19 protein-coding genes are annotated in these 25913 nt (G+C 59.8%); 14 read left to right on the top strand and 5 right to left on the bottom strand.

The features are described 5' to 3' along the window. The first annotated feature begins 217 nt into the window (after nucleotides 1-217). The 4 genes from AC1Q8Q_RS14660 to AC1Q8Q_RS14645 all read left to right on the top strand — a co-directional run bounded on the left by AC1Q8Q_RS14660 (nucleotide 218) and on the right by AC1Q8Q_RS14645 (nucleotide 9560). Nucleotides 218-2521, top strand: a complete 2304-nt coding sequence (locus AC1Q8Q_RS14660; RefSeq protein ID WP_020797698.1) for a YgiQ family radical SAM protein — start codon at nucleotides 218-220, stop codon at nucleotides 2519-2521. Between the two features lie 298 nt (nucleotides 2522-2819). Next, on the top strand, nucleotides 2820-6095 hold the full coding sequence (locus tag AC1Q8Q_RS14655; RefSeq protein WP_492615183.1) for a transglutaminase family protein: 3276 nt from the start codon (nucleotides 2820-2822) through the stop codon (nucleotides 6093-6095). A gap of 88 nt (nucleotides 6096-6183) precedes the next feature. After that, complete coding sequence (locus AC1Q8Q_RS14650) at nucleotides 6184-8670, top strand: circularly permuted type 2 ATP-grasp protein (RefSeq protein WP_033045255.1); 2487 nt, start codon at nucleotides 6184-6186, stop codon at nucleotides 8668-8670. Next, entirely contained in the window at nucleotides 8670-9560 is an 891-nt protein-coding gene (locus AC1Q8Q_RS14645) for a transglutaminase family protein (RefSeq protein ID WP_020797695.1), read from the top strand. Before AC1Q8Q_RS14650 ends, AC1Q8Q_RS14645 begins: the two co-directional genes overlap by 1 nt. A gap of 206 nt (nucleotides 9561-9766) precedes the next feature. Here AC1Q8Q_RS14645 and AC1Q8Q_RS14640 read toward each other — a convergent pair whose 3' ends face one another. Continuing rightward, nucleotides 9767-9958, bottom strand: a complete 192-nt coding sequence (locus AC1Q8Q_RS14640; RefSeq protein WP_020797694.1) for a hypothetical protein — start codon at nucleotides 9956-9958, stop codon at nucleotides 9767-9769. Between the two features lie 69 nt (nucleotides 9959-10027). Next, entirely contained in the window at nucleotides 10028-10615 is a 588-nt protein-coding gene (locus AC1Q8Q_RS14635; protein ID WP_033044743.1) for a cytokinin riboside 5'-monophosphate phosphoribohydrolase, read from the bottom strand. A 343-nt stretch (nucleotides 10616-10958) separates the two neighbouring features. Between AC1Q8Q_RS14635 and azu the strand changes: the two genes are divergently transcribed. Next, nucleotides 10959-11405 (top strand): azurin, encoded by a 447-nt coding sequence (gene azu / locus AC1Q8Q_RS14630; RefSeq protein ID WP_020797692.1) that lies wholly within the window; start codon nucleotides 10959-10961, stop codon nucleotides 11403-11405. Between the two features lie 188 nt (nucleotides 11406-11593). Here azu and nadE read toward each other — a convergent pair whose 3' ends face one another. The 3 genes from nadE to AC1Q8Q_RS14615 all read right to left on the bottom strand — a co-directional run bounded on the left by nadE (nucleotide 11594) and on the right by AC1Q8Q_RS14615 (nucleotide 14605). Then, the gene (gene nadE, locus AC1Q8Q_RS14625) at nucleotides 11594-12421 is read right to left on the bottom strand and encodes an NAD(+) synthase (RefSeq protein WP_083350061.1); all 828 of its coding nucleotides are present in this window, start codon (nucleotides 12419-12421) and stop codon (nucleotides 11594-11596) included. A gap of 14 nt (nucleotides 12422-12435) precedes the next feature. After that, nucleotides 12436-13641, bottom strand: coding sequence for a nicotinate phosphoribosyltransferase (gene pncB, locus AC1Q8Q_RS14620; RefSeq protein ID WP_020797623.1), 1206 nt, complete (start codon nucleotides 13639-13641; stop codon nucleotides 12436-12438). A gap of 76 nt (nucleotides 13642-13717) precedes the next feature. Beyond that, on the bottom strand, nucleotides 13718-14605 hold the full coding sequence (locus tag AC1Q8Q_RS14615) for a LysR family transcriptional regulator (protein WP_020797622.1): 888 nt from the start codon (nucleotides 14603-14605) through the stop codon (nucleotides 13718-13720). Between the two features lie 175 nt (nucleotides 14606-14780). On the opposite strand from AC1Q8Q_RS14615, the gene amaB reads away from it, so the two are divergent. From amaB to AC1Q8Q_RS14570, 9 genes are all read left to right on the top strand, one after another. Further along, nucleotides 14781-16271: an L-piperidine-6-carboxylate dehydrogenase gene (gene amaB, locus AC1Q8Q_RS14610; protein ID WP_020797621.1), complete on the top strand. Its 1491-nt coding sequence runs from the start codon at nucleotides 14781-14783 to the stop codon at nucleotides 16269-16271. Between the two features lie 155 nt (nucleotides 16272-16426). Then, nucleotides 16427-17710, top strand: a complete 1284-nt coding sequence (gene amaA / locus AC1Q8Q_RS14605; RefSeq protein WP_020797620.1) for an L-pipecolate oxidase — start codon at nucleotides 16427-16429, stop codon at nucleotides 17708-17710. A 362-nt stretch (nucleotides 17711-18072) separates the two neighbouring features. Next, nucleotides 18073-19206 carry a branched-chain amino acid ABC transporter substrate-binding protein gene (locus AC1Q8Q_RS14600; RefSeq protein WP_020797619.1) on the top strand — a complete coding sequence of 378 codons (1134 nt, stop codon included), beginning with the start codon at nucleotides 18073-18075 and terminating at the stop codon, nucleotides 19204-19206. Nucleotides 19207-19444: 238 nt separating this feature from the next. Next, complete coding sequence (locus tag AC1Q8Q_RS14595; RefSeq protein ID WP_008058951.1) at nucleotides 19445-20359, top strand: ABC transporter permease subunit; 915 nt, start codon at nucleotides 19445-19447, stop codon at nucleotides 20357-20359. A 3-nt stretch (nucleotides 20360-20362) separates the two neighbouring features. After that, on the top strand, nucleotides 20363-21646 hold the full coding sequence (livM, locus tag AC1Q8Q_RS14590; protein ID WP_083350062.1) for a high-affinity branched-chain amino acid ABC transporter permease LivM: 1284 nt from the start codon (nucleotides 20363-20365) through the stop codon (nucleotides 21644-21646). Further along, the gene (locus AC1Q8Q_RS14585) at nucleotides 21643-22515 is read left to right on the top strand and encodes an ABC transporter ATP-binding protein (RefSeq protein ID WP_020797617.1); all 873 of its coding nucleotides are present in this window, start codon (nucleotides 21643-21645) and stop codon (nucleotides 22513-22515) included. Before livM ends, AC1Q8Q_RS14585 begins: the two co-directional genes overlap by 4 nt. Then, the gene (locus tag AC1Q8Q_RS14580) at nucleotides 22512-23228 is read left to right on the top strand and encodes an ABC transporter ATP-binding protein (protein ID WP_020797616.1); all 717 of its coding nucleotides are present in this window, start codon (nucleotides 22512-22514) and stop codon (nucleotides 23226-23228) included. The genes AC1Q8Q_RS14585 and AC1Q8Q_RS14580 overlap by 4 nt, the downstream gene beginning before the upstream one ends. An 836-nt stretch (nucleotides 23229-24064) precedes the next feature. Beyond that, on the top strand, nucleotides 24065-24835 hold the full coding sequence (locus AC1Q8Q_RS14575; RefSeq protein ID WP_033042202.1) for an SDR family oxidoreductase: 771 nt from the start codon (nucleotides 24065-24067) through the stop codon (nucleotides 24833-24835). A gap of 171 nt (nucleotides 24836-25006) precedes the next feature. Next, a complete protein-coding gene (locus AC1Q8Q_RS14570; RefSeq protein WP_020797614.1) occupies nucleotides 25007-25912 on the top strand; it encodes a cation diffusion facilitator family transporter in 906 nt (301 codons plus the stop codon). The last annotated feature ends 1 nt before the right edge of the window (nucleotide 25913 follow it).

Below are 25913 nucleotides of genomic sequence, written 5' to 3'. Positions count from 1 at the left end.
CCCTGCTGAAGGGGCAGAGTGAATACCAACCGAAAACCAGTTGAGGGCTTCCCCTCAACCATAGAATCTCCCACAGGTTCAGTGTGATCTCTGTGGGAGCGAGCCTGCTCGCGAATGGGGGTGGCGCAATTTCCGACCACAGCCGTCGGAATTGGTCAAAATTTGTGCTATATTCCGCGCCCGCGAAATTCAATGAAAGCCAACACCGGTTATCGACATGCAAGCAGCCAAACCGTTATTTGACTATCCAAAGTACTGGGCCGAATGTTTCGGACCAGCGCCATTCCTGCCAATGAGCAGGGAGGAGATGGATCAGCTCGGCTGGGATTCCTGCGACATCATCATCGTCACCGGTGATGCCTACGTCGATCACCCGTCGTTCGGCATGGCGATCATCGGCCGGCTGCTGGAGTCCCAGGGCTTCCGCGTCGGGATCATTGCCCAACCGAACTGGCAGTCCAAGGACGACTTCATGAAGCTCGGCGAGCCGAACCTGTTCTTCGGTGTCGCGGCCGGCAACATGGACTCGATGATCAATCGCTACACCGCCGACAAGAAAATCCGTTCCGACGACGCCTACACCCCGGGTGGCCTGGCGGGCAAACGTCCGGATCGCGCGAGCCTGGTCTACAGCCAGCGCTGCAAGGAAGCTTACAAGCACGTGCCGATCGTGCTGGGTGGCATTGAAGCGTCCCTGCGCCGCATCGCCCACTACGATTACTGGCAGGACCGGGTGCGTAACTCGATCCTGATCGACGCCTGCGCCGACATCCTGCTCTACGGCAACGCCGAACGTGCGATCGTCGAAGTTGCGCAGCGTCTGTCCTACGGTCACAAGATCGAAGACATCACCGATGTGCGCGGCACCGCGTTCATCCGTCGCGATACACCGAAAGACTGGTACGAAGTCGACTCTACGCGTATCGACCGTCCGGGCAAGATCGACAAGATCATCAACCCGTACGTGAACACCCAGGACACCCAGGCCTGCGCCATCGAGCAGGAAAAAGGTCCGGTTGAGGATCCACAGGAAGCCAAGGTCGTGCAGATCCTGGCCAGCCCGAAGATGACCCGCGACAAGACTGTGATTCGTCTGCCGTCGGTGGAAAAGGTCCGCAATGACGCTGTGCTCTACGCCCACGCCAACCGCGTGTTGCACCTGGAAACCAACCCGGGCAATGCCCGTGCCCTGGTGCAGAAGCACGGCGAAGTCGATGTCTGGTTCAACCCGCCACCGATTCCGATGACCACCGAAGAGATGGACTACGTCTTCGGCATGCCTTACGCACGCGTTCCGCACCCAGCGTATGGCAAGGAGAAGATCCCGGCCTACGACATGATCCGTTTCTCGGTGAATATCATGCGTGGCTGCTTCGGCGGCTGCACTTTCTGCTCGATCACCGAGCACGAAGGCCGGATCATCCAGAACCGCTCCCACGAGTCGATTATTCGTGAGATCGAAGAAATTCGTGACAAGGTTCCCGGTTTTACCGGCGTGATCTCCGACCTGGGTGGTCCGACGGCGAACATGTACCGCATCGCCTGCAAGACCCCGGAAATCGAATCCGCGTGCCGCAAGCCGTCTTGCGTGTTCCCGGGCATCTGCCCGAACCTGAACACCGACCACTCGGCGCTGATCCAGTTGTACCGCAGCGCCCGTGAATTGCCGGGTGTGAAGAAGATCCTGATCGCCTCCGGCCTGCGCTACGACCTCGCTGTCGAGTCCCCGGAATACGTTAAAGAGCTGGTGACCCACCACGTTGGTGGCTACCTGAAGATCGCCCCGGAACATACCGAGGAAGGTCCGCTCAACCAGATGATGAAACCGGGCATCGGCAGCTATGACAAGTTCAAGCGCATGTTCGAGAAGTACTCCAAGGAAGCCGGGAAAGAGCAGTACCTGATTCCGTACTTCATCGCCGCCCACCCGGGCACCACCGACGAAGACATGATGAACCTGGCCCTGTGGCTCAAGGGCAACGGTTTCCGTGCCGACCAGGTGCAGGCGTTCTACCCGTCGCCGATGGCCACTGCCACCGCGATGTACCACTCGGGCAAGAACCCGCTGCGCAAGGTCACCTACAAGAGTGACGCGGTCACCATCGTCAAGAGCGAGGAGCAGCGTCGCCTGCACAAGGCGTTCCTGCGTTATCACGATCCGAAAGGCTGGCCGATGCTGCGTGAGGCGTTGACCCGCATGGGCCGCGCGGACCTGATCGGGCCGGGCAAGAACCAATTGATCCCGCTGCACCAGCCATCCACCGACAGCTACCAGAGTGCCCGTCGCAAGAACTCGACGCCGGCGGGCAGCCACAAGGTTGCAGGGGAAAAGACCACCAAGATCCTGACCCAGCACACCGGCCTGCCTCCACGCGCCAGCGATGGCGGCAACCCGTGGGACAAGCGTGAGCAGGCCAAAGCGGCGGCATTCGCCCGCAATCAGCAGGCGGCCAAGGAGCGCAAGGAAGCGGCCAAAGGCAAAGGGCCCAAGCCTGCGCGCAAGCCGGTCGTGCCGCGCTAAAACTCGCTTGAGCTGAACAGAACGCCAACCTGATCGTTCCCACGCTCCGCGTGGGAATGCCTCAAGGGACGCTCCGCGTCCAGTGACGCTGAGCGTCACGGGCTGCATTCCCACGCGGAGCGTGGGAACGATTGCCGCCCTTTCGCCACAAATCCGTGCAATCCTCTCCAACCAATTTCCTTCATCGCCCGATTTTGGTGCTGTACTGCCTCCTGCAACGGGAGAAAGCGCCAGCACTGCTGGATGGCATAAGTCTTGCGCGCTTTCCAATACGCTTAGGGCTCGCAGGAGGCACGCCGTGTCGATTCATGTCGCATTGCACCACGTCACACATTACCGCTATGACCGCGCTGTCGAATTGGGGCCGCAGATCGTTCGCCTGCGTCCCGCCGCCCACAGCCGCACGCGGATACTGTCCTACGCGCTGAAAATTTCGCCCGAGCAGCATTTCATTAATTGGCAGCAGGACCCCCAGGGTAATTACCTGGCACGGCTAGTGTTTCCGGAAAAAACCAACGAGTTGCGGATCGAGGTCGATCTGTTGGCGGAAATGGCGGTGTTCAATCCGTTCGACTTTTTCCTCGAGCCCTACGCCGAAAAGATTCCCTTCACTTACGCCACCGACGAGCGCAAGGAGCTGGCGCCATACCTGGAAACCTTGCCCCTGACGCCAAAGTTCAAGGCTTATCTGGACGGCATCGACCGCACGCCATTGCCCGCTGTGGATTTCCTCGTCGCGCTCAACCAGCGTCTTAGCGAAGACATCAACTACCTGATCCGCATGGAACCGGGAGTGCAAACGCCCGAGCACACCCTGGAGCAGGCCTCCGGTTCCTGTCGCGATTCAGCGTGGCTGCTGGTGCAACTGCTGCGTCACCTGGGGCTGGCCGCACGTTTCGTGTCGGGTTACCTCATCCAATTGACCGCCGACCTGAAAAGCCTCGACGGTCCTTCCGGGACGGAAGTGGACTTCACCGACCTGCACGCCTGGTGCGAGGTGTACCTGCCCGGTGCTGGCTGGATCGGCCTGGATGCAACCTCAGGGCTGTTTGCCGGTGAAGGGCATATTCCGTTGGCCTGTAGTCCCGATCCCTCCTCTGCGGCACCGATCAGCGGCTTGGTGGAGCCGTGCGAGTGCGAATTCAGCCATGAAATGTCGGTGGAGCGGATCTGGGAAGCCCCGCGGGTCACAAAGCCCTACACCGAAGAGCAGTGGCTGGCGATCCAGGCCCTGGGCCGGCAGATCGATGCCGACCTGCTCGAAGGCGACGTGCGCCTGACCATGGGCGGTGAGCCGACCTTTGTGTCCATCGACGACCCGGACGGTGCCGAGTGGAACACCGCAGCGCTGGGACCGAACAAGCGTCGACTGTCCGCCGAACTGTTCCAGCGCATGCGAAACCGTTATGCCCCGCAAGGCCTGGTGCATTATGGCCAGGGCAAATGGTATCCCGGTGAACAACTGCCGCGCTGGTCGCTCAATTGCTATTGGCGCCGCGACGGCGTGCCGATCTGGCACGACAGCGCGCTAATTGCCGACGAGCAACAAGATTATGGCGCCGATGGCGAGTTGGCCGGGCGTTTTCTGGCGAGTGTCGCCGAGCGCTTGAACATTCCTACGCGCTTTGTGTTTCCAGCCTACGAAGACAATTTCTATTACCTCTGGCGCGAAGGGGCTTTGCCGCAAAATGTCAGCGCCGAAGACTCACGACTCGAAGAGCCGCTGGAGCGTGCGCGTTTGCGCAAAGTCTTCAGTCAGGGCCTCGACAAGGTGATTGGCCAAGTCCTGCCGTTAGCGCGCACCGCCAAGGGTGATCAGTGGCAAAGCGGCCGCTGGTATCTGCGTGACGAACATTGCCGCCTGGTGCCGGGAGACTCGCCATTGGGCTATCGTCTGCCGCTGGGTTCGCAGCCGTGGGTGAAGGCGGCAGAGTATCCGTTCATTCATCCAAATGATCCCAACCAGGATTTCCCGGCGCTGCCTGGCACGGAGCAAATACAGCGCCAAGGTGCGGCGGCGCTGATTGAAGATCGGGCCCCCAAGGTCGATGAGTCCGCCGATTGGCTGACCCGCACCGCCTTCTGCGCCGAAGCGCGGGACGGCCGGTTGTACCTGTTCATGCCGCCGCTGGAGCGGGTCGAAGACTATCTGGAGTTAGTGACAGCCATCGAAGCCACGGCCCGGGAGCTCGATTGCCCGGTATTGCTGGAGGGATACGAACCGCCGGGCGATCCGCGCCTGGGCAACTTTCGCATCACCCCCGATCCCGGCGTGATCGAAGTCAACGTGCAGCCATCCGCGACGTGGGACGAGTTGGTCGAACGCACCGAGTTTCTTTACGAAGAAGCGCGCCAGACCCGACTCGCCACCGAAAAATTCCTGATCGACGGCCGACACACCGGCACCGGTGGGGGCAACCACTTCGTACTGGGAGGCGCGACACCGGCGGATTCACCGTTTCTGCGGCGTCCGGATCTGCTGCGCAGCCTGATCAGCTACTGGCATAATCATCCGTCCTTGTCCTACCTGTTTTCCGGCTTGTTTATCGGCCCGACGTCCCAGGCCCCGCGGGTCGACGAAGCGCGCAACGACGCCTTGTATGAACTGGAAATCGCCTTCGCCCAGATGCCCGGGCCGGGCGAGGAGTGCGCGCCCTGGCTGGTGGATCGACTGCTGCGTAACCTGTTGATCGACGTGACCGGCAACACCCATCGCGCCGAGTTCTGCATCGACAAGCTCTATTCACCGGATGGCGCGACCGGTCGCCTGGGCTTGCTGGAGCTGCGCGCCTTTGAAATGCCACCCCATGCACGCATGAGTCTGGCCCAGCAGCTCTTGCTGCGGGCGTTGGTAGCACGGTTCTGGCGTGAGCCTTATGCACCGCCGAAGCTGGCGCGCTGGGGCACCGAGCTGCACGACCGGTTCCTGTTGCCGCATTTTATCGAGCAGGATTTTGCTGACGTTATTGCCGATCTCAATGTCGCCGGTTATCCAGTGCGGGCAGAGTGGTTCGCGGCGCACCTGCAGTTCCGTTTTCCCAAGGTCGGAGACTACGCCGTCAATGGCATCGCCCTGGAACTGCGCCAGGCACTTGAGCCGTGGCATGTGTTGGGCGAGGAGGGCGCGGTCGGCGGTACGGTGCGTTACGTCGACTCGTCCCTGGAGCGCCTGCAGGTCAAGCTCAGTGGATTGCCGCCGCAACGCTACCTGCTGACCTGCAACGGTATACCTGTGCCGTTGCAGCCCACTGGGCGGGTCGGCGAATTCGTCGCCGGTGTGCGCTTCCGTGCCTGGCAACCGGCCAACTGCCTGCAACCGACCATCCCGGTCCATGCGCCGCTGGTGTTTGACCTGCTCGACACCTGGATGGGGCGTTCGCTGGGCGGTTGCCAGTATCACGTTGCCCATCCTGGCGGGCGCAACTACGAGGCATTGCCCGTGAACGCCAATGAAGCCGAGAGCCGGCGAATGGCGCGGTTCTTCCGTATCGGACACACGCCGGGGAAACTTCCGATACCGAAGATGGAAATTAACGACGAGCTGCCGATGACGCTCGATTTACGACGTTTCTAATTCGTACACGACGCCCGGATTTTTCGTCTATCCGGGTGTCATGAGCGTGCGTTAGTCTGACCGATCACTGCTGTCTGCCGAGCTTTCCATGCCTGACTTGCTAGACCGCTACCCGCTGACGGCGGGCACCTATCACGAACTGCTCGACGACAGCGGTGCCATTCGGCCGCACTGGCGTCGACTGTTCGACCAATTGCAGCGCAGCACACCCGCGCAGTTGGTGCAGCGTCAGGCGTTGCTGACCCGACAAATCCAGGAAAACGGCGTCACCTATAACGTCTACGCCGATCCCAAGGGCGCCGATCGGCCATGGGAGCTGGACTTGTTGCCCCATGTGATTGCCGCCGATGAGTGGGAGCAGTTGTCGGCCGGTATCGCCCAGCGTGCGCGCTTGCTCAATGCAGTACTGGCCGATCTCTATGGCCCTCAACGCTTGATCGCCGAAGGTCTGCTGCCGGCCGAACTGGTATTTGGCCACAACAATTTCCTCTGGCCCTGCCAGGGCATCAAGCCGCCTGACGGTGCTTTTTTGCATCTGTTCGCCGTTGATCTGGCGCGCACGCCCGATGGCCGCTGGTGGGTAACCGCCGATCGCACGCAAGCGCCGTCCGGGGCTGGCTACGCCCTGGAAAACCGCACCATCGTGTCCCGGGCCTTTCCCGAGTTGTACCGTGATTTGAAGGTGCAGCACCTGGCGGGGTTCTTCCGCACCCTCCAGGAAACACTGGCGCGTCAGGCGCCAAGCGACGATGACGCACCGCTGGTGGTCCTGCTGACGCCGGGGCGGTTCAACGAAAGCTATTTCGAACACCTGTACCTGGCTCGCCAGCTCGGCTATCCGTTGGTGGAAGGTGGCGACCTCACGGTGCGCGATGCCACGGTCTACCTGAAGACCCTGAGTGGCTTGCGCCGGGTCCACGCGATCATGCGTCGGCTCGACGACGACTTCTGCGACCCGCTGGAATTGCGCACCGACTCGGCCCTGGGCGTTCCGGGCCTGCTCGAAGCCGTGCGCCAGGGGCGGGTGCTGGTGGCCAACGCACTCGGCAGTGGCGTGCTGGAGTCGCCAGGCTTGCTGGGTTTCCTGCCGAAGATCAACCAGTACCTGTTTGGCGAAGAATTGATCCTGCCGTCCATAGCCACCTGGTGGTGCGGTGAGGCGCCGGTGCTGGCCCAGGCCCTGGAAAAACTACCGGAATTGCTGATTAAACCGGCGTTTCCGTCCCAAAGCTTTGCACCGGTATTTGGCCGCGATTTGAGTGAAAAGCAGCGTCAGGTCCTGGCCGAGCGCATGCAGGCGCGGCCCTATGCTTATGTTGCGCAAGAACTCGCGCAATTGTCCCAAGCGCCGATATGGCAAGCCGAGGACGGTCAACTGCAACCCCGGGCCATCGGCATGCGTGTGTATGCGGTGGCCAGTCGCGACGGCTATCGGGTGCTGCCGGGTGGCTTGACCCGAGTGGCCGCGCAGGCGGATGCCGAGGTGGTATCGATGCAGCGCGGCGGGGCGAGCAAGGACACCTGGGTGCTGGGCGAACGTCCACCGAACGGCGAACAGTGGAAAGCCCAGCGCAATATCGGCGTGCATGACCTGGTGCGCCGTGATCCTTACCTGCCATCGCGGGTGGTGGAAAACCTGTTCTGGTTCGGCCGTTACTGCGAACGCTGCGATGACAGCGCCCGATTGCTGCGAATCATGCTGGCACGTTATGTCGACGGCGATGACCCGCAGGCCCTGGAGGCTGCGGTCGATCTTGGCGAACGATTGATGTTGTTGCCTGACGAAGGTGAGCTGCCGGAGCGGTTGCTGGCGGCGATACTCGGCGATGACTGGCCGTTCAGCCTGCGTTCCAACCTGCAACGTTTGCAATGGGCGGCCTCGCAAGTGCGTGGCAAGCTCTCGCGGGAGAATTGGCAGGCGTTGGTGGAGTTGCAACGCGAAGCGATGGAACTCGAGACCGAAGAACCGGACTTCGGCGAGTTACTCGACTTCCTCAACCGGCTGGTGATGTCCTTGGCGGCGCTGTCCGGTTTTGCCCTGGACGACATGACCCGGGACGAAGGCTGGCGATTCCTGATGATCGGTCGGCGGATCGAGCGCCTGCAATTTCTAAGCGCTAGCCTGGCAGCGTTCCTGCGTGGCGCCGGGGCTTTTGATCAGGCAGGGCTGGAGTGGTTGCTGGAGCTGGGCAACAGCAGCATTACCTATCGGTCGCGGTACCTGGCGGTGGCGCAATTGATCCCGGTACTCGACCTGTTATTGCTTGATGAGCAGAACCCGCACGCGGTGCTGTTCCAGTTGAAGCTGGTGACCCGCACGCTCAAGCGCCTGTGCGACGACTTTGGCGTACCTCGCGAAGCGGGCCTGCCACAGTTGGTGGAGCGTCTGGCGCGTTTCGATCTGGGCTGCCTGGAAAACCCGTTGTTTGGCGCCGCCAGCGTGCGCGCTGCCGTCGAAGGGCTGGCCGATCTGCTGCAAGAGATTGCCGATGCCAGCGGGCAGGTATCGGATCGCCTGGCCTTGCGTCACTTCGCCCACGTCGATGATGTCAGCCAGCGCACGGTGTCCGTCTGATGAGCGCTCACTACCAGATTTTCCACGATACCCACTATCACTACGACAGTCCGGTGTCCTTGGCCCAGCAACTGGCGCATTTGTGGCCCAGGCCTTGTGAATGGCAGCGATGCAGCGACCAGCAATTGCAGATCAGTCCGGACCCGACTTCACGCCGCGATGAGCTGGATGTGTTCGGAAACCCGTTGACCCGGTTGGCGTTCGAGCGCCCCCATGATGAACTGCTGGTCAATGCCAGCCTGACGATTGAGGTACTGCCCCGGTCCCGGGTCGATTTCAATCGATCCCCAGCGTGGGAAGATACCCGCAACGTGCTGACCTACAGCAGCCAGGCGCTTTCGCCGCAGTTGCTTGAAGCCTGCCGATACCGGTTCGAATCACCTTATGTGCATCTGAAGCGCAACTTCGTTGAATTTTCCGAGAGCTGTTTTCCGGCGGGGCGGCCACTGTTACTCGGGGTCCAGGCCTTGATGGAGAAAATCTTCAGTGAGTTCACTTTCGATGCCGAAGCGACGCAGGTCGCGACCCCCCTGGTGGAAGTGCTGGAGCGACGGCGCGGGGTTTGCCAGGATTTCGCCCACCTGATGCTCGCATGCGTACGCTCTCGTGGGTTGGCTGCGCGCTATGTCAGCGGCTACCTGTTGACCCAGCCGCCGCCCGGTCAGCCGCGATTGATCGGCGCCGATGCGTCCCATGCCTGGGTGTCAGTGTTTTGTCCGGTGTCGGGCTGGGTGGACTTCGATCCGACCAACAATGTGCAACCGGCGCTGGAACACATCACCCTGGCCTGGGGCCGGGACTTTTCCGATGTGTCGCCGTTACGTGGAGTCATTCTGGGGGGCGGCAATCATGATCCCGAAGTTCGGGTCACAGTGATGCCGTTGGAGTAACGACGATCACAATGAGGGAGCGGGCTTGCTCGCGAAAGCGATCCTTCAGTTACATAAATACTGGATGTGCCGCCGTCTTCGCGAGCAAGCCCGCTCCCACAAAGGAATATGCAGTATTTCGGAATGGACAGTGAGGGTCGGCAGCATCGCCGCCAACCCCGGTCACAGATCCGTGGGCCCGATCAAATCATCCGGCCCGGAGGGACTCAGGCGTCGGGCGCCTGATCTTTCGGTGCCTCTACATCACTTTCTGCCGCCACTTCACCTTCTGCATCCGGGTTCAGTGCCGCTGCGTCTTCTTCAGCCATTGCTTTCTTGCGCTGAAGCTTTTCCTCTTTCTTCTGTTCCTTGGCCAGGTCTCTCTGACGTTTGGCGAAGGAGTAATTGGGTTTGGCCATGGGCGATCCTCTGGGGTCGAAGGTGAGGTTTGAGCGGCGCGTATTCTGCCCTGTATCGGTGTCGAGTCGTTAGTCGGGTTTTTGCTCGACCCATTTTGGCGCAACGGTCGGTTGCCAACGATCCAGGGCGTCGAGCAGCGTCTGTGGCGATTCGCTCACCTGCAGCATGTCACGGTGTGCCGCGCGAACGAAGCCTTCGCCGACGATATGATCGAGAAAACCAGTGAGTTTGCTGTAGAAGCCGTTCACTTCCAGCAAGCCCAACGGTTTGCCGTGGTAACCCAGTTGGCCCCAGGTCCACACTTCGAACAACTCTTCCAGGGTGCCCAGGCCGCCGGGCAACGCGATGAAAGCATCGCTGAGTTCAGCCATCCGCGCCTTGCGCGCATGCATGCCGTCGACCACTTCCAGGCGGGTCAGGCCACTGTGGCCGATTTCCTTGTCCTTTAAGCTCTGCGGAATGATGCCGATCACTTCGCCACCTGCCGCCAGTGCCGCATCGGCGACGACGCCCATCAGGCCCACTGCGCCACCACCGTAGACCAGGGTCAGCTTGCGTTCGGCCAAGGCCTGGCCAAGCGCCACGGCTGCTTCACGGTAAGCGGGGTTCGTGCCAGTGCTGGCGCCGCAGAACACACAAACGGATGCTAAAGACATGCATTACTCCTGGGTCGATCAGGGCCACAGAGTAAAGGCAGGCGCGCTGCGCTCCAAGGGCTAAACTTCGCGCTTGGGCGTTTCGCAGGTTCCGCTGGCCCCACAGGCATACGCGGCGAGCAAGCTGCACAACAGGGTATTGATAGACACGACAGGCGCTCCGAAAAATGAGGACGCTCTGATGATAGGGCCGGGGCAGACACCTGGCTGGTAGATTGTCTCGATCGGTCCCATAGCCCGAAAGTTGTATACAATTTTTGCTTCAGGTCATAGGAACTTGCGAAGTTTTCAGGCAGTCTTCTGTTCATTCGCATGTTCATTCACCCTGCCTTGGAGATTCACCATGTTTGCCAAACTTGTTGCGGTATCCCTGTTGACACTGGCGAGCAGCCAATTGATGGCTGCCGAATGCAAAGTCACCGTTGACTCTACTGACCAAATGTCCTTCAACACCAAGGCCATTGAAATCGACAAGAGTTGCAAGACCTTCACCGTTGAATTGACCCATTCTGGCAGCCTGCCGAAAAACGTCATGGGCCATAACCTGGTGATCAGTAAAGAAGCCGACATGCAGCCGATCGCCACCGACGGCCTGAGTGCTGGCATCGACAAGAACTACCTGAAGGAAGGCGACGCCCGCGTCATCGCTCACACCAAGGTCATCGGCGCCAAGGAAACCGACTCGGTGACCTTCGACGTGTCCAAGCTCGATGCCAACGAGAAGTACGGCTTCTTCTGCTCGTTCCCGGGCCACATCTCGATGATGAAAGGCACTGTGACCCTGAAATAAGCAGGTTCACCGCGTTATCGTTCTTCGCGAGCAGGCTCGCTCCCACAATTAGACCGCAATCAAATGTGGGAGCGAGCCGGCTCCGGGCGGCGTTCCGACGAATGGGCCATCGGCTTCAACAAATGTGCTGGTCAAAGAAAAGCCCGCTGAGAATCACTCCTCAGCGGGCTTTTTCATTCACTCACGCCTCAAGGCGCAAATGGCATCACGCGCTTGTGATGAGTCTTGTTGTACGTGTCGACAATGATCTTGAACGCTTCCTCGCGCACCGGCTCGCCGTGCAGGAAGGCGTCGATCTCGGCGTACGTCACGCCATGGGACGCTTCATCCGGTTTGCCCGGTGACAGGTCTTCAAGGTCGGCGGTCGGGATTTTCTCCACCAGCGCCTCCGGCGCGCCGAAGCTGCGGGCGATGGCACGGACCTGGTTTTTCACCAGGCCACTGAGCGGTGCCAGGTCGCAGGCGCCGTCACCAAACTTGGTGAAGAAACCCATCACAGCTTCCGCGGCATGATCGGTGCCGATCACCAGGCCATGGGCCGCGCCAGCGATGGTGTACTGGGCGACCATGCGCATGCGCGCCTTGGTGTTGCCGAGCACGAAGTCCACCGACACCGCGTGTTTGCCTTCGAACGCCGCGACTTCGTTGGCCAGGGATTTGACCGCCGGGCCGATGTTCACCGTGTGGCGCTCATCCGGCTTGATGAAATCCACGGAGGCCTGGGCGTCATGTTCATCGAACTGGGTTTCGTACGGCAACCGCACGGCGATGAATTTGTAGGCGGCATCACCGCTGCGCTGACGCAGTTCACGGACCGCACGCTGGGCCAGCAGCCCGGCAGTCAGCGAGTCGACGCCGCCACTGATGCCCAGCACCAGGGTCTTGAGCCCGGAATTGACCAGGCAATCCTGGATGAAGGTAACCCGCCGGGCGACTTCCGCTTCGAGGGCGGCTTCGTCGGCGAACGGCGGTTGAACCTTGAGCTGTTCAGCAATCTCACGCTGTACGGCTTGCATGAATTCACTCCTTGCTAGAGGGGGGCAGGAACTTGGAAAACGTGTCGCAGATACGCGACGAAATTCGGGTCTTTGCAGTGAGTCTTGCCGGGCTCGTCGGAGATCTTCGCCACCGGCGCGCCGTTGCAGGCGGTCATTTTAAGCACGATGCTCATCGGTTCGACACCCGGAATATCACACGTCAGGTTGGTGCCGATACCGAAGCTGACGTTGATTCGACCCCGCAACGCCCGAAAAATCTCCAGGGACTTGGGCAGCGTCAGGCTGTCGGAAAAGGTCAGCGTCTTGCTCATGGGGTCGATGCCGAGCTTGTGGTAGTGCGCGATGGCTTTTTCCGCCCATACCACCGGATCGCCCGAATCGTGGCGCAAACCGTCGAACAGTTTGGCGAAAAACAGGTCGAAATCACCCAGGAATGCATCGATGGTGATGCAGTCGGTCAGCGCAATCCCGAGCAGGCCACGGTATTCGCGGACCCAGCAATCGAGGGCGGCGATCTGGCTGTCGATCAGCCGCGGGCCGAGTTGCTGGTGGGCCATGATCCATTCGTGGGCCATGGTGCCCAGCGGTTTCATGTCCAGTTCCCGGGACAGGTGCACATTGCTGGTACCAACGAAGCGCCCGGGGAAATCATGCTTGAGCACGTTCACCACTTCTTCCTGCACGCGGTAGGAAAAACGACGACGGGTGCCGAAATCGGCTACCTGCAATTCGGACAATTCGTCGCTGCTGGCGTTGGCGGTCAGCCAGTCGAACTTGCGATAGAGCTGCTCGCGGGCCTGTTCCAGGACAATCTCCCGATAGCGATATCGGTTACGCACCTCACTGACGATTGCCAGAATCGGTACCTCGAACAGGATCACGTGCAACCACGGCCCCCGCAAACGGATGAACAATTCGCCGTTTTCGATGCCGGTGTGGATATAGCGCAGGTTGAAGCGAAACAGCCCGAGAAAACGCAGGAAATCCGGCTTCAGGAAGCTGATGCGCTCCAGAAAACTCAATTGATCGGCGCTCAGGCTCAATTCGGCCAGCCGTTCGATCTGGAAGCGGATCTCTGCCAGATAGGGGCGCAAATCTTCGCTGTTACGGCAACGAAATTCCCATTCGACCTCTACGTTCGGGTAGTTGTGCAGCACCGCCTGCATCATCGTCAGTTTGTAGAAGTCGGTGTCGAGCAGGTTCTGCACGATGCGATCGGCAAACACACTCTCGCTCATAACGGGGGTTCTCCACATGGAATAAGGCTAGTGGCGCATATCGGTGGTGGGTATTGCCAGCGATTTTTGCACCGCCCTACACCTGCTCCAGCATCCACTTGACGAAATCGCGCACCTTGGGCACTTCCGCCGAATGTTCCGGGTACGCCAGGTAATAGGCATCGGTGCTGGGCATTGCATGCTGCCAGGGAATGACCAGTTTGCCGTCAGCCAGTTCCTCTTCCACCAGAAACCGTGGCAGCAATGCCACGCCGCAGCCGACTTGCGCCGCGCGGATGCACATGTAGAAGGTTTCGAAGCGCGGACCGTGGTAGCTGTGTTCGGTGTGGTAGCCCTGGCTGTCGAACCAGTCGTGCCAGGCCTGGGGACGGGAGGCGTTTTGCAGCAGGACCAGGTCGGTGAGTTGCGTCGGGTCGGTGAATGGCGTATCGGGCAGGCTGCCTGGCGCACAGACTGGCACCAGCTCTTCGCTGAACAACTTCAGGCATTCGGTACCAGGGCGAGAACCCTGGCCGAAGTAGAACGCCAGGTCGCTGCGCCCCTGTAGCAGGTCGTCGGCTTCCTGCTCATTGCACAGGTCCAGGTGGATCGACGGATGGCGCAGGCGCCAGCCCTTGAGGCGTGGCACCAGCCAGCGAGCGCCGAAGGTCGAGGGTGTCGAGACGCGCAAGACTTCGGTTTCACCACCGTAGGAACGCAGGTAATGGGTCGACATCTCGACCTGGGTGAGGATTTTTCGTACCTCCACCAGATACAGATCGCCCGCTGGCGTCATTTGCAGGCGTCGGCGAACCCGGCGAAACAGCAGGTGCTGCAACAGCTCTTCAAGTTGCGCCACCTGTTTACTGACGGCGCTCTGGGTCAGGTTTAGCTCTTCCGCGGCCCGGGTAAAGCTCAGGTGGCGGGTCACGGCTTCGAAACACTGCAGTGCAGCGATCGAGGGCAAATAGCGTTTGTTCAGCATGGGCGGTCCTTTGTACTTGTCTCTTTATTGCCAACAATGCACAGCATGAATAAACGGAATGATATCTCTCTTAATGGTCGTTTGTTGAGTAACCTCGGGAGCGCTAAAACTACAGGTCTGATCAGTCGTGATTCGGCGGCTGCACACGTTCCGTTTTTTGCTTGAGGAGTGACCCATGGTTGCCGCATTGCTTGATCGTCTTGGTGTGAACCCGGCCCTGTACCAGAACGGCAAAGTGCCGGTGCATTCGCCAATCGATGGCAGCACGATTGCCGCCGTCAACTGGGAAGGTGCCGCTGAAGTCGAGCAGCACATCAGTCGTGCAGATCATGCATTCGAATTGTGGCGCAAGGTGCCGGCGCCGCGTCGTGGTGAGCTGGTGCGGCAACTGGGTGACATCCTGCGTGAATACAAGGCCGATCTCGGCGAGTTGGTGTCCTGGGAAGCGGGCAAGATCACCCAGGAAGGCCTGGGTGAAGTTCAGGAAATGATCGACATCTGCGATTTCGCCGTCGGCCTGTCCCGCCAACTGTACGGCTTGACCATCGCCTCCGAGCGTCCTGGCCACCACATGCGCGAAACCTGGCACCCGCTGGGCATCGTCGGCGTGATCAGTGCCTTTAACTTCCCGGTGGCGGTCTGGGCCTGGAACGCCACGTTGGCGCTGGTTTGCGGCAACCCGGTGATCTGGAAGCCGTCGGAAAAAACCCCACTGACCGCATTGGCCTGCCAGGCACTGTTCGACCGCGTGCTGAAGAATTTCAGCGATGCGCCACCGCACTTGAGCCAGGTGGTCATTGGCGGTCGCGATGCCGGTGAAGCCTTGGTCGATGACCCGCGTGTCGCGCTGGTCAGCGCTACCGGCAGCACCCGCATGGGCCGTGAAGTGGCGCCAAAAATCGCTGCGCGTTTTGCCCGCAGCATTCTCGAACTGGGCGGCAACAACGCGATGATCCTTGGCCCAAGCGCCGATCTGGACATGGCCGTTCGCGCGATCCTGTTCAGCGCCGTCGGCACCGCCGGTCAGCGCTGCACCACGCTGCGCCGCCTGATCGCCCATGAGTCGGTGAAGGAAGAAATTGTCACCCGCCTCAAGGCCGCCTACTCCAAAGTGCGTATCGGCCACCCGCTGGAAGGTAACCTGATCGGTCCGCTGATCGACAAGCAAAGCTTCGACAACATGCAGGACGCACTGGAGCAGGCGCTGAGCGAAGGCGGTCGGGTGTTCGGCGGCAAGCGTCAGCTTGAAGACAAATTCCCGAATGCCTACTACGTTTCGCCGGCCATCGTCGAAATGCCGGAGCAGAGCGATGTGGTCTGCCATGAAACGTTCGCACCGATCCTCTACGTGGTCGGCTACAACGATTTCAACGAAGCCCTGCGTTTGAACAACGCTGTACCGCAAGGCCTGTCCTCGTGCATCTTCACCACCGACGTGCGTGAAGCCGAGCAGTTCATGTCGGCGGTGGGCAGTGACTGTGGCATCGCCAACGTCAACATCGGTCCGAGCGGCGCGGAAATCGGCGGTGCGTTTGGTGGTGAGAAAGAAACGGGCGGTGGTCGTGAGTCCGGTTCTGATGCATGGCGCGGGTACATGCGTCGTCAGACCAACACCGTGAACTATTCGCTGGAGTTGCCGTTGGCGCAGGGCATTACCTTTGACTGATATTTCAGCGAGGCAGTGATCCCTGTGGGAGCGAGCCTGCTCGCGAATGCAATCTGTCAGTCGACATCAACGGTGACTGATAAACCGCTTTCGCGAGCAGGCTCGCTCCCACACTGATTTGTGTGTGTTGGTTAGGTTTCCGTTGGAGTCTGGCAATGCCGTTACGCGAAGAGTGTCTGTGGGAAAAACTGACGCCGCAAAGGCCCGACAACTCGGCGCTCAAGGGTGAGGTGAAAGTCGATGTCTGCGTCATTGGCGCAGGTTTTACCGGGCTGTCGGCGGCGGTGCATTTGTTGGAGCAGGGCAAAACGGTGTGCGTGCTCGAAGCACACCGCGCAGGCCACGGCGGTTCGGGGCGCAACGTCGGGCTGGTCAATGCCGGCATGTGGATTCCCCCGGACGAGATCGAAGCCGGGTTTGGCGAGGCCGTCGGCAGTCAGCTCAACCGAATGCTCGGCGCAGCACCTTCATTGGTGTTCAGCCTTGTGGACAAGTACAACATCGATTGCCAGTTGCGCCGCGAAGGCACATTGCACATGGGGCACAACGCCCGTGGCGAAGCTGACTTGCGCAGTCGTGAAGAACAATGGAAGCGCCGTGGCGCCCCCGTCGAATTGCTGACCGGTAAAGCGTGTGAGCAAGCGACAGGCACCAAGAAAATCGCCGCGGCATTGCTCGATCGTCGTGCTGGCACGCTCAACCCGATGGCTTACACCACCGGCTTGGCCAAGGCGGCAATGGGCCTGGGCGGTCAGTTGTTCGATCATTCCCCGGTGACCCGCCTCGAACGGCAGGGGCAACGCTGGTCGGTGCAAACTGCGCAGGGGTCGGTCCTGGCCGAGCAAGTGGTGATCGCTTCCAATGCCTACACCGAAGGTGACTGGACCGAGTTGCGACGCAATTTCTTCCCCGGTTATTACTATCAGGTGGCCTCGGTCCCGCTGACCGAAGACGCGGCCCGGCAAATCTTGCCCGGTGGCCAGGGTTCCTGGGACACCCGCCAGGTGCTCAGCAGCATTCGCCGGGACAAGGACGGGCGCCTGCTGCTTGGCAGTCTCGGCAATGGCAATCAGAAACCGGCCTGGTTTCTCAAGGCCTGGGCCGATCGCGTGCAGCAACATTACTTTCCTTACCTCAAGCCGGTGGAGTGGGAGTGCACCTGGACGGGGCGCATCGCCTTCACCCCGGATCACTTGATGCGCCTGTTCGAACCGGCACCCGGAATAGTGGCAGTGACCGGCTACAACGGTCGGGGCGTGACCACCGGGACGGTGGTTGGCAAGGCATTCGCCGATTATTTGTGTAACGGAAATCCTCAAGCGCTACCCATTCCCTTCGCTCCAATGCAGCCACTGGCAGGGGTGGGATTGCGTAGTTGTCTATACGAGGCCGGTTTTTCGCTGTATCACGCAGGCCAGTGCCTGCGGATCGTGATCTGAATGTTGATTTTTGCTGTTGAAAGCGGCGCTTTTTTGATCAGCAGCTAGCCTGTAGTGGTGCGGGTTGTAGCAGTCCCGCACCAGCAGTGTGCACTTCGGTGACGCACGTTGTTACAGGCTGGTTGCACGTCGTTTAGTGCCGCGGTTGCAATGATGGCGCGGGCGGGTTGCGCCTCAAAAAAATAATGGTTTTACCTTCCGCGGTTTAGACGGTTGCACGCCCAATGAAAATGGGCCCGAGATAGTCGAAATAAGAATAAAGCAGCGACTTTTTTAAGAATAAAAAACCGATGGCACGGCCCTTGCTCTGAGCAATCAGTGAAGTCGCAGTGCCAATTAAAAAAACCATGGAGCACCACCTCATGTCCCAGACGTTTTACAAGAAAGGCTTTCTGGCCCTCGCAGTGGCAGCTGCTTTGGGTGTTTCTGCGTTTGCTCAGGCTGACATCAAGATCGGCGTAGCGGGTCCAATGACGGGCGCCAATGCGGCATTTGGCGAGCAGTACATGAAGGGTGCACAGGCAGCAGCCGATGCGGTCAACGCAGCGGGCGGCGTGAACGGGGAAAAAATCGTACTGGTCAAGGGCGATGACGCCTGCGAACCGAAACAGGCTGTGACGGTCGCCAAGGACCTGACCAACCAGAAAGTCGCCGGCGTGGTTGGCCACTTCTGCTCCTCCTCGACCATCCCGGCTTCCGAGATCTACGACGAAGCGGGCATCATCGCCATCACTCCAGGCTCCACCAACCCACAGGTGACCGAACGCGGCCTGAGCGCCATGTTCCGCATGTGCGGTCGTGACGACCAGCAAGGCATCGTGGCCGGCGACTACATCGTCGACGTGCTCAAGGGCAAGAAGGTCGTGGTTCTGCACGACAAGGACACCTACGGCCAAGGCCTGGCTGACGCCACCAAGGCCCAGTTGGTCAAGCGCGGCGTAACGCCAGTGCTGTATGAAGGCCTGACCCGTGGCGAGAAAGACTTCAGCACCATCGTGACCAAGATCCGTGGTGCCGGCGCTGACGTCGTCTACTTCGGTGGCCTGCACCCGGAAGCCGGTCCTCTGGTTCGCCAGTTGCGTGAACAAGGCCTGAAAGACGTCAAGTTCATGTCCGACGACGGCATCGTGACCGACGAACTGGTGACCACCGCAGGCGGTCCGCAATTCGTGGATGGCGTGCTGATGACCTTCGGTGCTGACCCACGCCTGCTGCCAGACAGCAAGACCGTGGTAGACGCCTTCCGCAAGGCCGGTACCGAGCCTGAAGGCTACACCCTGTACGCCTACGCTTCGGTGCAGACCCTGGCGGCTGCCTTCAACGGCGCCAAATCCAACAAGGGCGAAGAAGCGGCTGCGTGGCTGAAGAAAAATCCGGTCAAGACCGTCATGGGCGAGAAGACCTGGGACAGCAAGGGCGACCTGAAAGTCTCCGACTACGTGGTTTACCAGTGGGACAAGGATGGCAAATACCACCAGCTGGAAAAACAGAAGTAAGGGCTGACTCAATCACCTGAACCCACAGATCCTCGTGGGAGCGGGCTTGCCCGCGATGGCGGACTTGCAGGAGACAATTTTGTCGAATGTACTACCGCTATCGCTGGCAAGCCAGCTCCCACAGGGGACGGTGTGGGCCGGGCTGATCGTGGCTGACATTGCTCCGACGTATATCTGTATTTTCCTTAGAAGAACCGCACCGGCAGGTGGACAGGTTCTCATTGCGTGAGATTGCGTTATGGATGGTATTTTCCTGCAGCAACTGGTCAACGGCCTGACCCTCGGGTCGGTCTATGGCCTGATCGCCATCGGCTACACAATGGTCTATGGCATCATCGGCATGATCAACTTCGCCCACGGCGAGGTTTACATGATTTCCGCTTACCTCGCGGCAATCAGTCTGGCTCTGCTGGCATACTTCGGTATTGAATCCTTCCCTCTGCTGATGCTCGGCACCCTGATCTTCACCATCGTCGTCACGGCGGTGTATGGCTGGGTCATCGAGCGCGTCGCCTACAAACCCCTGCGTAACTCCACCCGACTGGCACCGCTGATCAGCGCCATTGGTATCTCGCTGATTCTGCAAAACTATGCGCAGATCGCCCAGGGCGCCAAGCAACAAGGTGTTCCAACCTTGCTCAGCGGAGCGTGGCGCGTGGAAGTCGGCACAGGTTTCGTGCAGTTGACCTACACCAAGGTGTTCATCCTGGTCGCAGCGTTTGTCGGGATGGCCCTGCTGACCTACGTCATCAAGTACACCAAGCTCGGCCGCATGTGCCGTGCAACCCAGCAAGACCGCAAGATGGCTTCGATCCTGGGGATCAACACCGACCGGGTGATTTCCTATGTGTTCATCATCGGTGCAGCGATGGCGGCCCTGGCCGGCGTGCTGATCACCATGAACTACGGCACGTTCGACTTCTATGCCGGCTTCATCATCGGCATCAAGGCGTTCACCGCCGCGGTGCTCGGCGGGATCGGCTCACTGCCAGGCGCCATGCTGGGCGGGATCATCCTCGGGATTTCCGAGTCGCTGTTCTCTGGCCTGGTGAACTCGGACTACAAAGACGTTTTCAGCTTCTCGCTGCTGGTTCTCGTTCTGGTCTTTCGGCCCCAAGGCCTGCTCGGCCGTCCTCTTGTGTCGAAGGTGTAAGCGATGTCCTCAACCACTAAAAAAACCATTGATATCAAGAAAAGTCTGGTTGACGCGATTCTTGCCGGCCTCATTGCCCTGATCGTGTTCGGGCCGATTGTCGGTGTCGTTCTCGATGGCTACGGCTTCAACCTGGAAACCACCCGCGTGGCGTGGATTGTCGCCATTGTCATGGCCGGTCGCTTTGCCTTGAGCATGTTCCTGCAAACCCCCAAGGGCTTGAGCATCCTCGAAGGTTTTGAAAGCACGGGGTCCGGGGTGCATGTGCTGGCGCCGGATTACAAATCGCGGTTGCGCTGGATCATCCCGTTGGTGATCGTCATCGCCGTGGTGTTCCCGTTTTTCTCCAACTCCTACCTGCTGGGCGTGGTCATTCTCGGGCTGATCTATGTGCTGTTGGGGCTTGGGCTGAACATCGTAGTGGGCCTGGCCGGCTTGCTCGACCTGGGTTACGTGGCGTTCTACGCCATCGGCGCCTATGGCCTTGCGCTCGGTTATCAGTACCTGGGGCTGGGCTTCTGGACGGTGCTGCCGCTGGCGGCGATCACCGCCGGGCTGGCCGGTTGCATCCTCGGTTTCCCGGTGCTGCGCCTGCACGGCGACTATCTGGCGATCGTGACCCTGGGCTTCGGTGAAATCATTCGCCTGATCCTCAACAACTGGCTGTCCCTGACCGGTGGTCCGAACGGTATGCCGGCACCACTGCCGACCTTCTTCGGACTGGAATTCGGCAAGCGCGCGAAGGACGGGGGCGTGCCGTTCCATGAGTTCTTCGGCATCGCCTACAACCCGGACGTGAAGTACTACTTCATCTACGCGGTACTGTTCCTGGTGGTACTGGCTGTGTTGTACATCAAGCATCGCCTGACCCGCATGCCCGTTGGCCGTGCCTGGGAAGCGCTGCGCGAGGATGAAATCGCCTGCCGTTCCATGGGCCTGAACCACGTGCTGGTCAAGCTCTCGGCATTCACCATCGGCGCATCGACGGCCGGCCTGGCTGGCGTGTTCTTCGCCACCTACCAGGGCTTCGTCAACCCGACCTCGTTCACCTTCTTCGAATCGGCCCTGATCCTCGCCATCGTGGTGCTCGGCGGCATGGGCTCGACCATCGGCGTGGTGATTGCGGCCTTCGTATTGACCGTTGCTCCGGAACTGCTGCGTGGCTTCGCCGAATACCGCGTTTTGCTGTTCGGCATCCTGATGGTGTTGATGATGATATGGCGACCGCGCGGCCTGATTCGAATCAGCCGTACCGGTGTGACCCCGCGTAAAGGAGTAGCGCCATGAGCGAAGTCGTACTCTCCGTAGAGAAGCTGATGATGCACTTCGGCGGCATCAAGGCGTTGAATGATGTCAGCCTGAAGGTCAAGCGCAACTCGATCTTCGCCCTGATCGGCCCGAACGGCGCCGGCAAGACCACAGTGTTCAACTGCCTGACCGGGTTCTACAAGGCCTCCGGTGGCAAGATCGAACTGAACGTGCGGGGGCAGCGAACCAACGTCATCAAAATGCTCGGCGAACCGTTCAAGCCTACCGATTTCGTCTCGCCAAAAAGCTTTATCAGTCGCCTGCGCTACAAGATGTTCGGCGGCACCCACCTGGTGAACCGCGCCGGGCTGGCGCGGACGTTCCAGAACATTCGCCTGTTCAAGGAAATGTCGGTGCTGGAAAACCTGCTGGTGGCCCAGCACATGTGGGTCAACCGCAATCTGCTGGCGGGCATCCTCAACACCAAGGGCTACCGCAAGGCCGAAAGCGATGCGCTGGACCACGCCTTCTATTGGCTGGAAGTGGTGGACCTGGTGGACTGCGCCAACCGCCTGGCCGGTGAGCTGTCCTACGGCCAGCAACGTCGTCTGGAAATCGCCCGGGCCATGTGCACCCGTCCGCAGATCATCTGCCTCGACGAACCGGCCGCCGGCCTCAACCCTCAGGAAACCGAAGCGCTGAGCGCGATGATCCGGCTGCTGCGCGACGAGCATGATCTGACCGTAGTGCTGATCGAACACGACATGGGCATGGTAATGAGTATTTCCGACCACATTGTGGTGCTGGACCACGGCGTCGTGATCGCCGAGGGCGGTCCCGATGCGATTCGCAACGACCCGAAAGTGATTGCCGCCTACCTGGGTGCCGATGAAGAGGAGGTGGTATGAGCAAACCCATCCTCGAACTCAAGGACCTGGACGTGTTCTACGGGCCCATCCAGGCCCTGAAGAATGTCTCGCTGCACATAAACGAAGGGGAGACCGTCAGCCTGATTGGCTCCAACGGCGCCGGCAAGTCGACCCTGCTGATGTCGATCTTCGGTCAGCCACGCGCGGCGGACGGACAGATCCTTTACCAGGGCGTGGACATCACCCACAAGTCGTCGCACTACATCGCCTCCAACGGCATTGCCCAGTCGCCGGAAGGACGGCGGGTGTTCCCCGACATGACCGTCGAGGAAAACCTGTTGATGGGCACCATCCCCATCGGCGACAAGTACGCCAAGGAAGACATGCAACGCATGTTCAAGCTGTTCCCGCGCCTTGAGGAGCGACGCACCCAGCGGGCGATGACCATGTCGGGTGGCGAGCAGCAGATGCTGGCCATCGCACGAGCCCTGATGAGCCGGCCGAAATTGCTGTTGCTCGATGAGCCGAGCCTTGGGTTGGCGCCCATTGTGGTCAAGCAGATCTTCGCGACGCTGCGGGAGCTGGCCAAGACCGGCATGACCATTTTCCTGGTCGAGCAGAACGCCAACCACGCGCTGCGCCTGTCGGACCGAGCCTATGTGATGGTCAACGGCGAGATTCGCATGAGCGGTACAGGGAAGGAGTTGTTGGTCAACGAGGATGTGCGCAACGCTTATCTTGGCGGGCACTAAACCTTAGCGTCCAATGAAAACGCCCTGACAAAATCAGGGCGTTTTTTTCGCCCATGTAAAAGCTGGTAGGAGCTGTCGAGTGAAACGAGGCTGCGATCTTTTGATCTTGTTTTTTAAGAATCAAGATCAAAAGATCGCAGCCTGCGGCAGCTCCTACAAGAGCGGTGGTGTGAGGTAAAGTGAAATTGTGGAAAACAAAATTGTCGACCTCTGAAAGCGCGACATAAAGCCGCTGCAAATTGTTGTTTTATCATGGTTTTGACTTGTCCCCGTTTGCTGTGGAACTGGCTGTGAATAACGTGGGAGTAGCTGGCTGAGCGCCTTTGAATCCGTGGCTTGCAGCGCGATGGTTGTTTTTTGATCAGGCGCTTTTTCTTGTCTTCAAGGCAGTGTTGTCAACCTTTTTCTTAGCGTACAAAGAGCGCCTGAATGCAGTGAACAAGCCTGTGGATAAGTCTGTGGTTAAACTCTGGAAAGACTTGGCTGAGGGCCGTAGTTACTGGCTTGGCGCCATCGCTGGATTGACCGCGCGGTCGGGAAAATGACCCTGGGCTACACAGCAGGCCGATTGGGGTCAAGCAAAAAAGTTTCAAATCGGCCCGCAAAGCCTTGTGGATAGCGGCTTTCAGCTTTTCCACTTGCCCCCGGAATGTGTGGATGGGGCTGTGGATAAGGTGCGTGCATATGGCTGCAAGCCACGGCCGGCAAGGCGTTGCAAGTTTTGTTCGTTTTTTGTACAGAAAGCGCGCCGGTTGCCGCTGTGCGCAAGGCCGGGCATGCTGCCTGCTGATTTTCTATTCCAATGGCTGCCGATCAGCCGTAGCAAGGAGAACACCATGTCCAACACCCTGTTTATTACCGGCGCGACTTCCGGTTTCGGTGAAGCCTGTGCCCGTCGTTTTGCCGAGGCCGGCTGGAAACTGGTGCTGACAGGGCGTCGTGAAGAGCGCCTTAACGCCCTGTGCGCCGAACTGTCGAAGCAGACCGAGGTGCACGGGCTGGTGCTTGATGTGCGTGACCGCCAGGCCATGGAAGAAGCCATTGCGAACCTGCCGCCATCCTTCGCCAAGCTGCGTGGACTTATCAACAATGCTGGCCTGGCCTTGGGGGTCGATCCGGCGCCCAAATGCGACCTGGACGATTGGGACACCATGGTCGATACCAACGTCAAAGGCCTGATGTACAGCACCCGCCTGCTGCTGCCACGCCTGATCGCTCATGGTCGCGGCGCCGGTATCGTCAACCTCGGCTCCATTGCCGGCAACTACCCCTACCCGGGCAGCCATGTGTATGGCGCGAGCAAGGCGTTCGTCAAACAGTTCTCCCTGAACCTGCGCTGTGACCTCCAGGGCACCGGCGTGCGGGTCAGCAACATCGAACCGGGCCTGTGCGAAAGCGAGTTCTCTCTGGTGCGCTTTGCCGGTGACCAGGAGCGTTACAACGCCACCTATGCGGGTGCCGACCCGATCCAGCCGCAAGACATTGCCGAGACCATTTTCTGGGTCCTCAATGCCCCGGCGCACATCAACATCAACAGCGTCGAGCTGATGCCGGTGAGCCAGACCTGGGCCGGGTTTGCGATTGATCGCAGTGGTGGCAAGGCGTAAGACCGCGTTACGGCCCTTCGCGAGCAGGCTCGCTCCCACAGGGACTTTGGTGAACCTGTGGGAGCGAGCCTGCTCGCGAAGGGGCCGGAACTGACAACGCCGGACATCAGCTAGACTCCTCATCCAACAACCTCGCCGCGCCCTGCGGTTCAAGGTTTTCGAGGAGACCATGTGAGCAATCGAGGCGAGCAGGCGCTGCTCAAGCAATCGACCTTCCTGATGCTGGTGGTGACATTCGCCGGGATCATCACCGGGTTTGCCTCGGGTGCCCAATCCATCCTGTTCGATGGATTCTTTTCGCTGGTTGCAACCTTCATCAAGGTCCTGATGCTGATCACCGCCAGGCTGATCGCCAAGGAAAGCAATCAACGCTTCCAGTTCGGCTCCTGGCACCTGGAACCCATGGTGCTGGTGATCGAAGGCAGTTTCCTGTTGCTGGTGGCCATTTATGCCTTTCTCAACGGAGTGTTCGGCATCATCAGTGGTGGACGCGATGTCGAGCTTGGCTTGGTGATCTTCTACGCGGCGGTATTCACCGTCGTCGAGCTCATTTACTTTTTCTACGTTCGCCATCGAAATCGCACGCTCAAGTCATCGCTGATCCAGTTCGACAACATCAGTTGGCTGGTGGACGCGATGCTCTCGGCCGGCCTGTTGGTGAGCTTTCTTATTGCGCTGTTGCTAAAGACCCAGGGCTACGAAAAATGGGCGTTGTATGTCGACCCGATGATTCTGATTCTGCTGGCCCTGGGCATGCTCCCTCCGGCGTTCAAGATCATCGGCCCGGCGTTACGCGATGTGCTGGGAATCGCCCCGGATCAACTGGACGACAAGGTGCGCCAGGTGATGGAAGAGGCGAAGATCGAGCATGGTTTCGACGACTATATTTCCTACGTGCAGAAGCACGGTCGGGCGTGTTTTATCGAGATTCACATCGTGTTGCCGACAAATTATCCGCTGCGCAGCGTGGTGCAACTGGATGCGCTACGAGAGGAGATCTCCGCGAAGCTCGGCAAACCTGATGCGGCGAGGTGGCTGACCATCAGTTTTACCGGGGACCGCAAGTGGATTGCGTGAA

Source organism: Pseudomonas sp. GW823-FHT06B06, assembly GCF_058795195.1.
The sequence above is the reverse complement of the archived record's forward strand: the minus strand, read 5'-3'. Positions and strand labels throughout refer to the sequence as shown.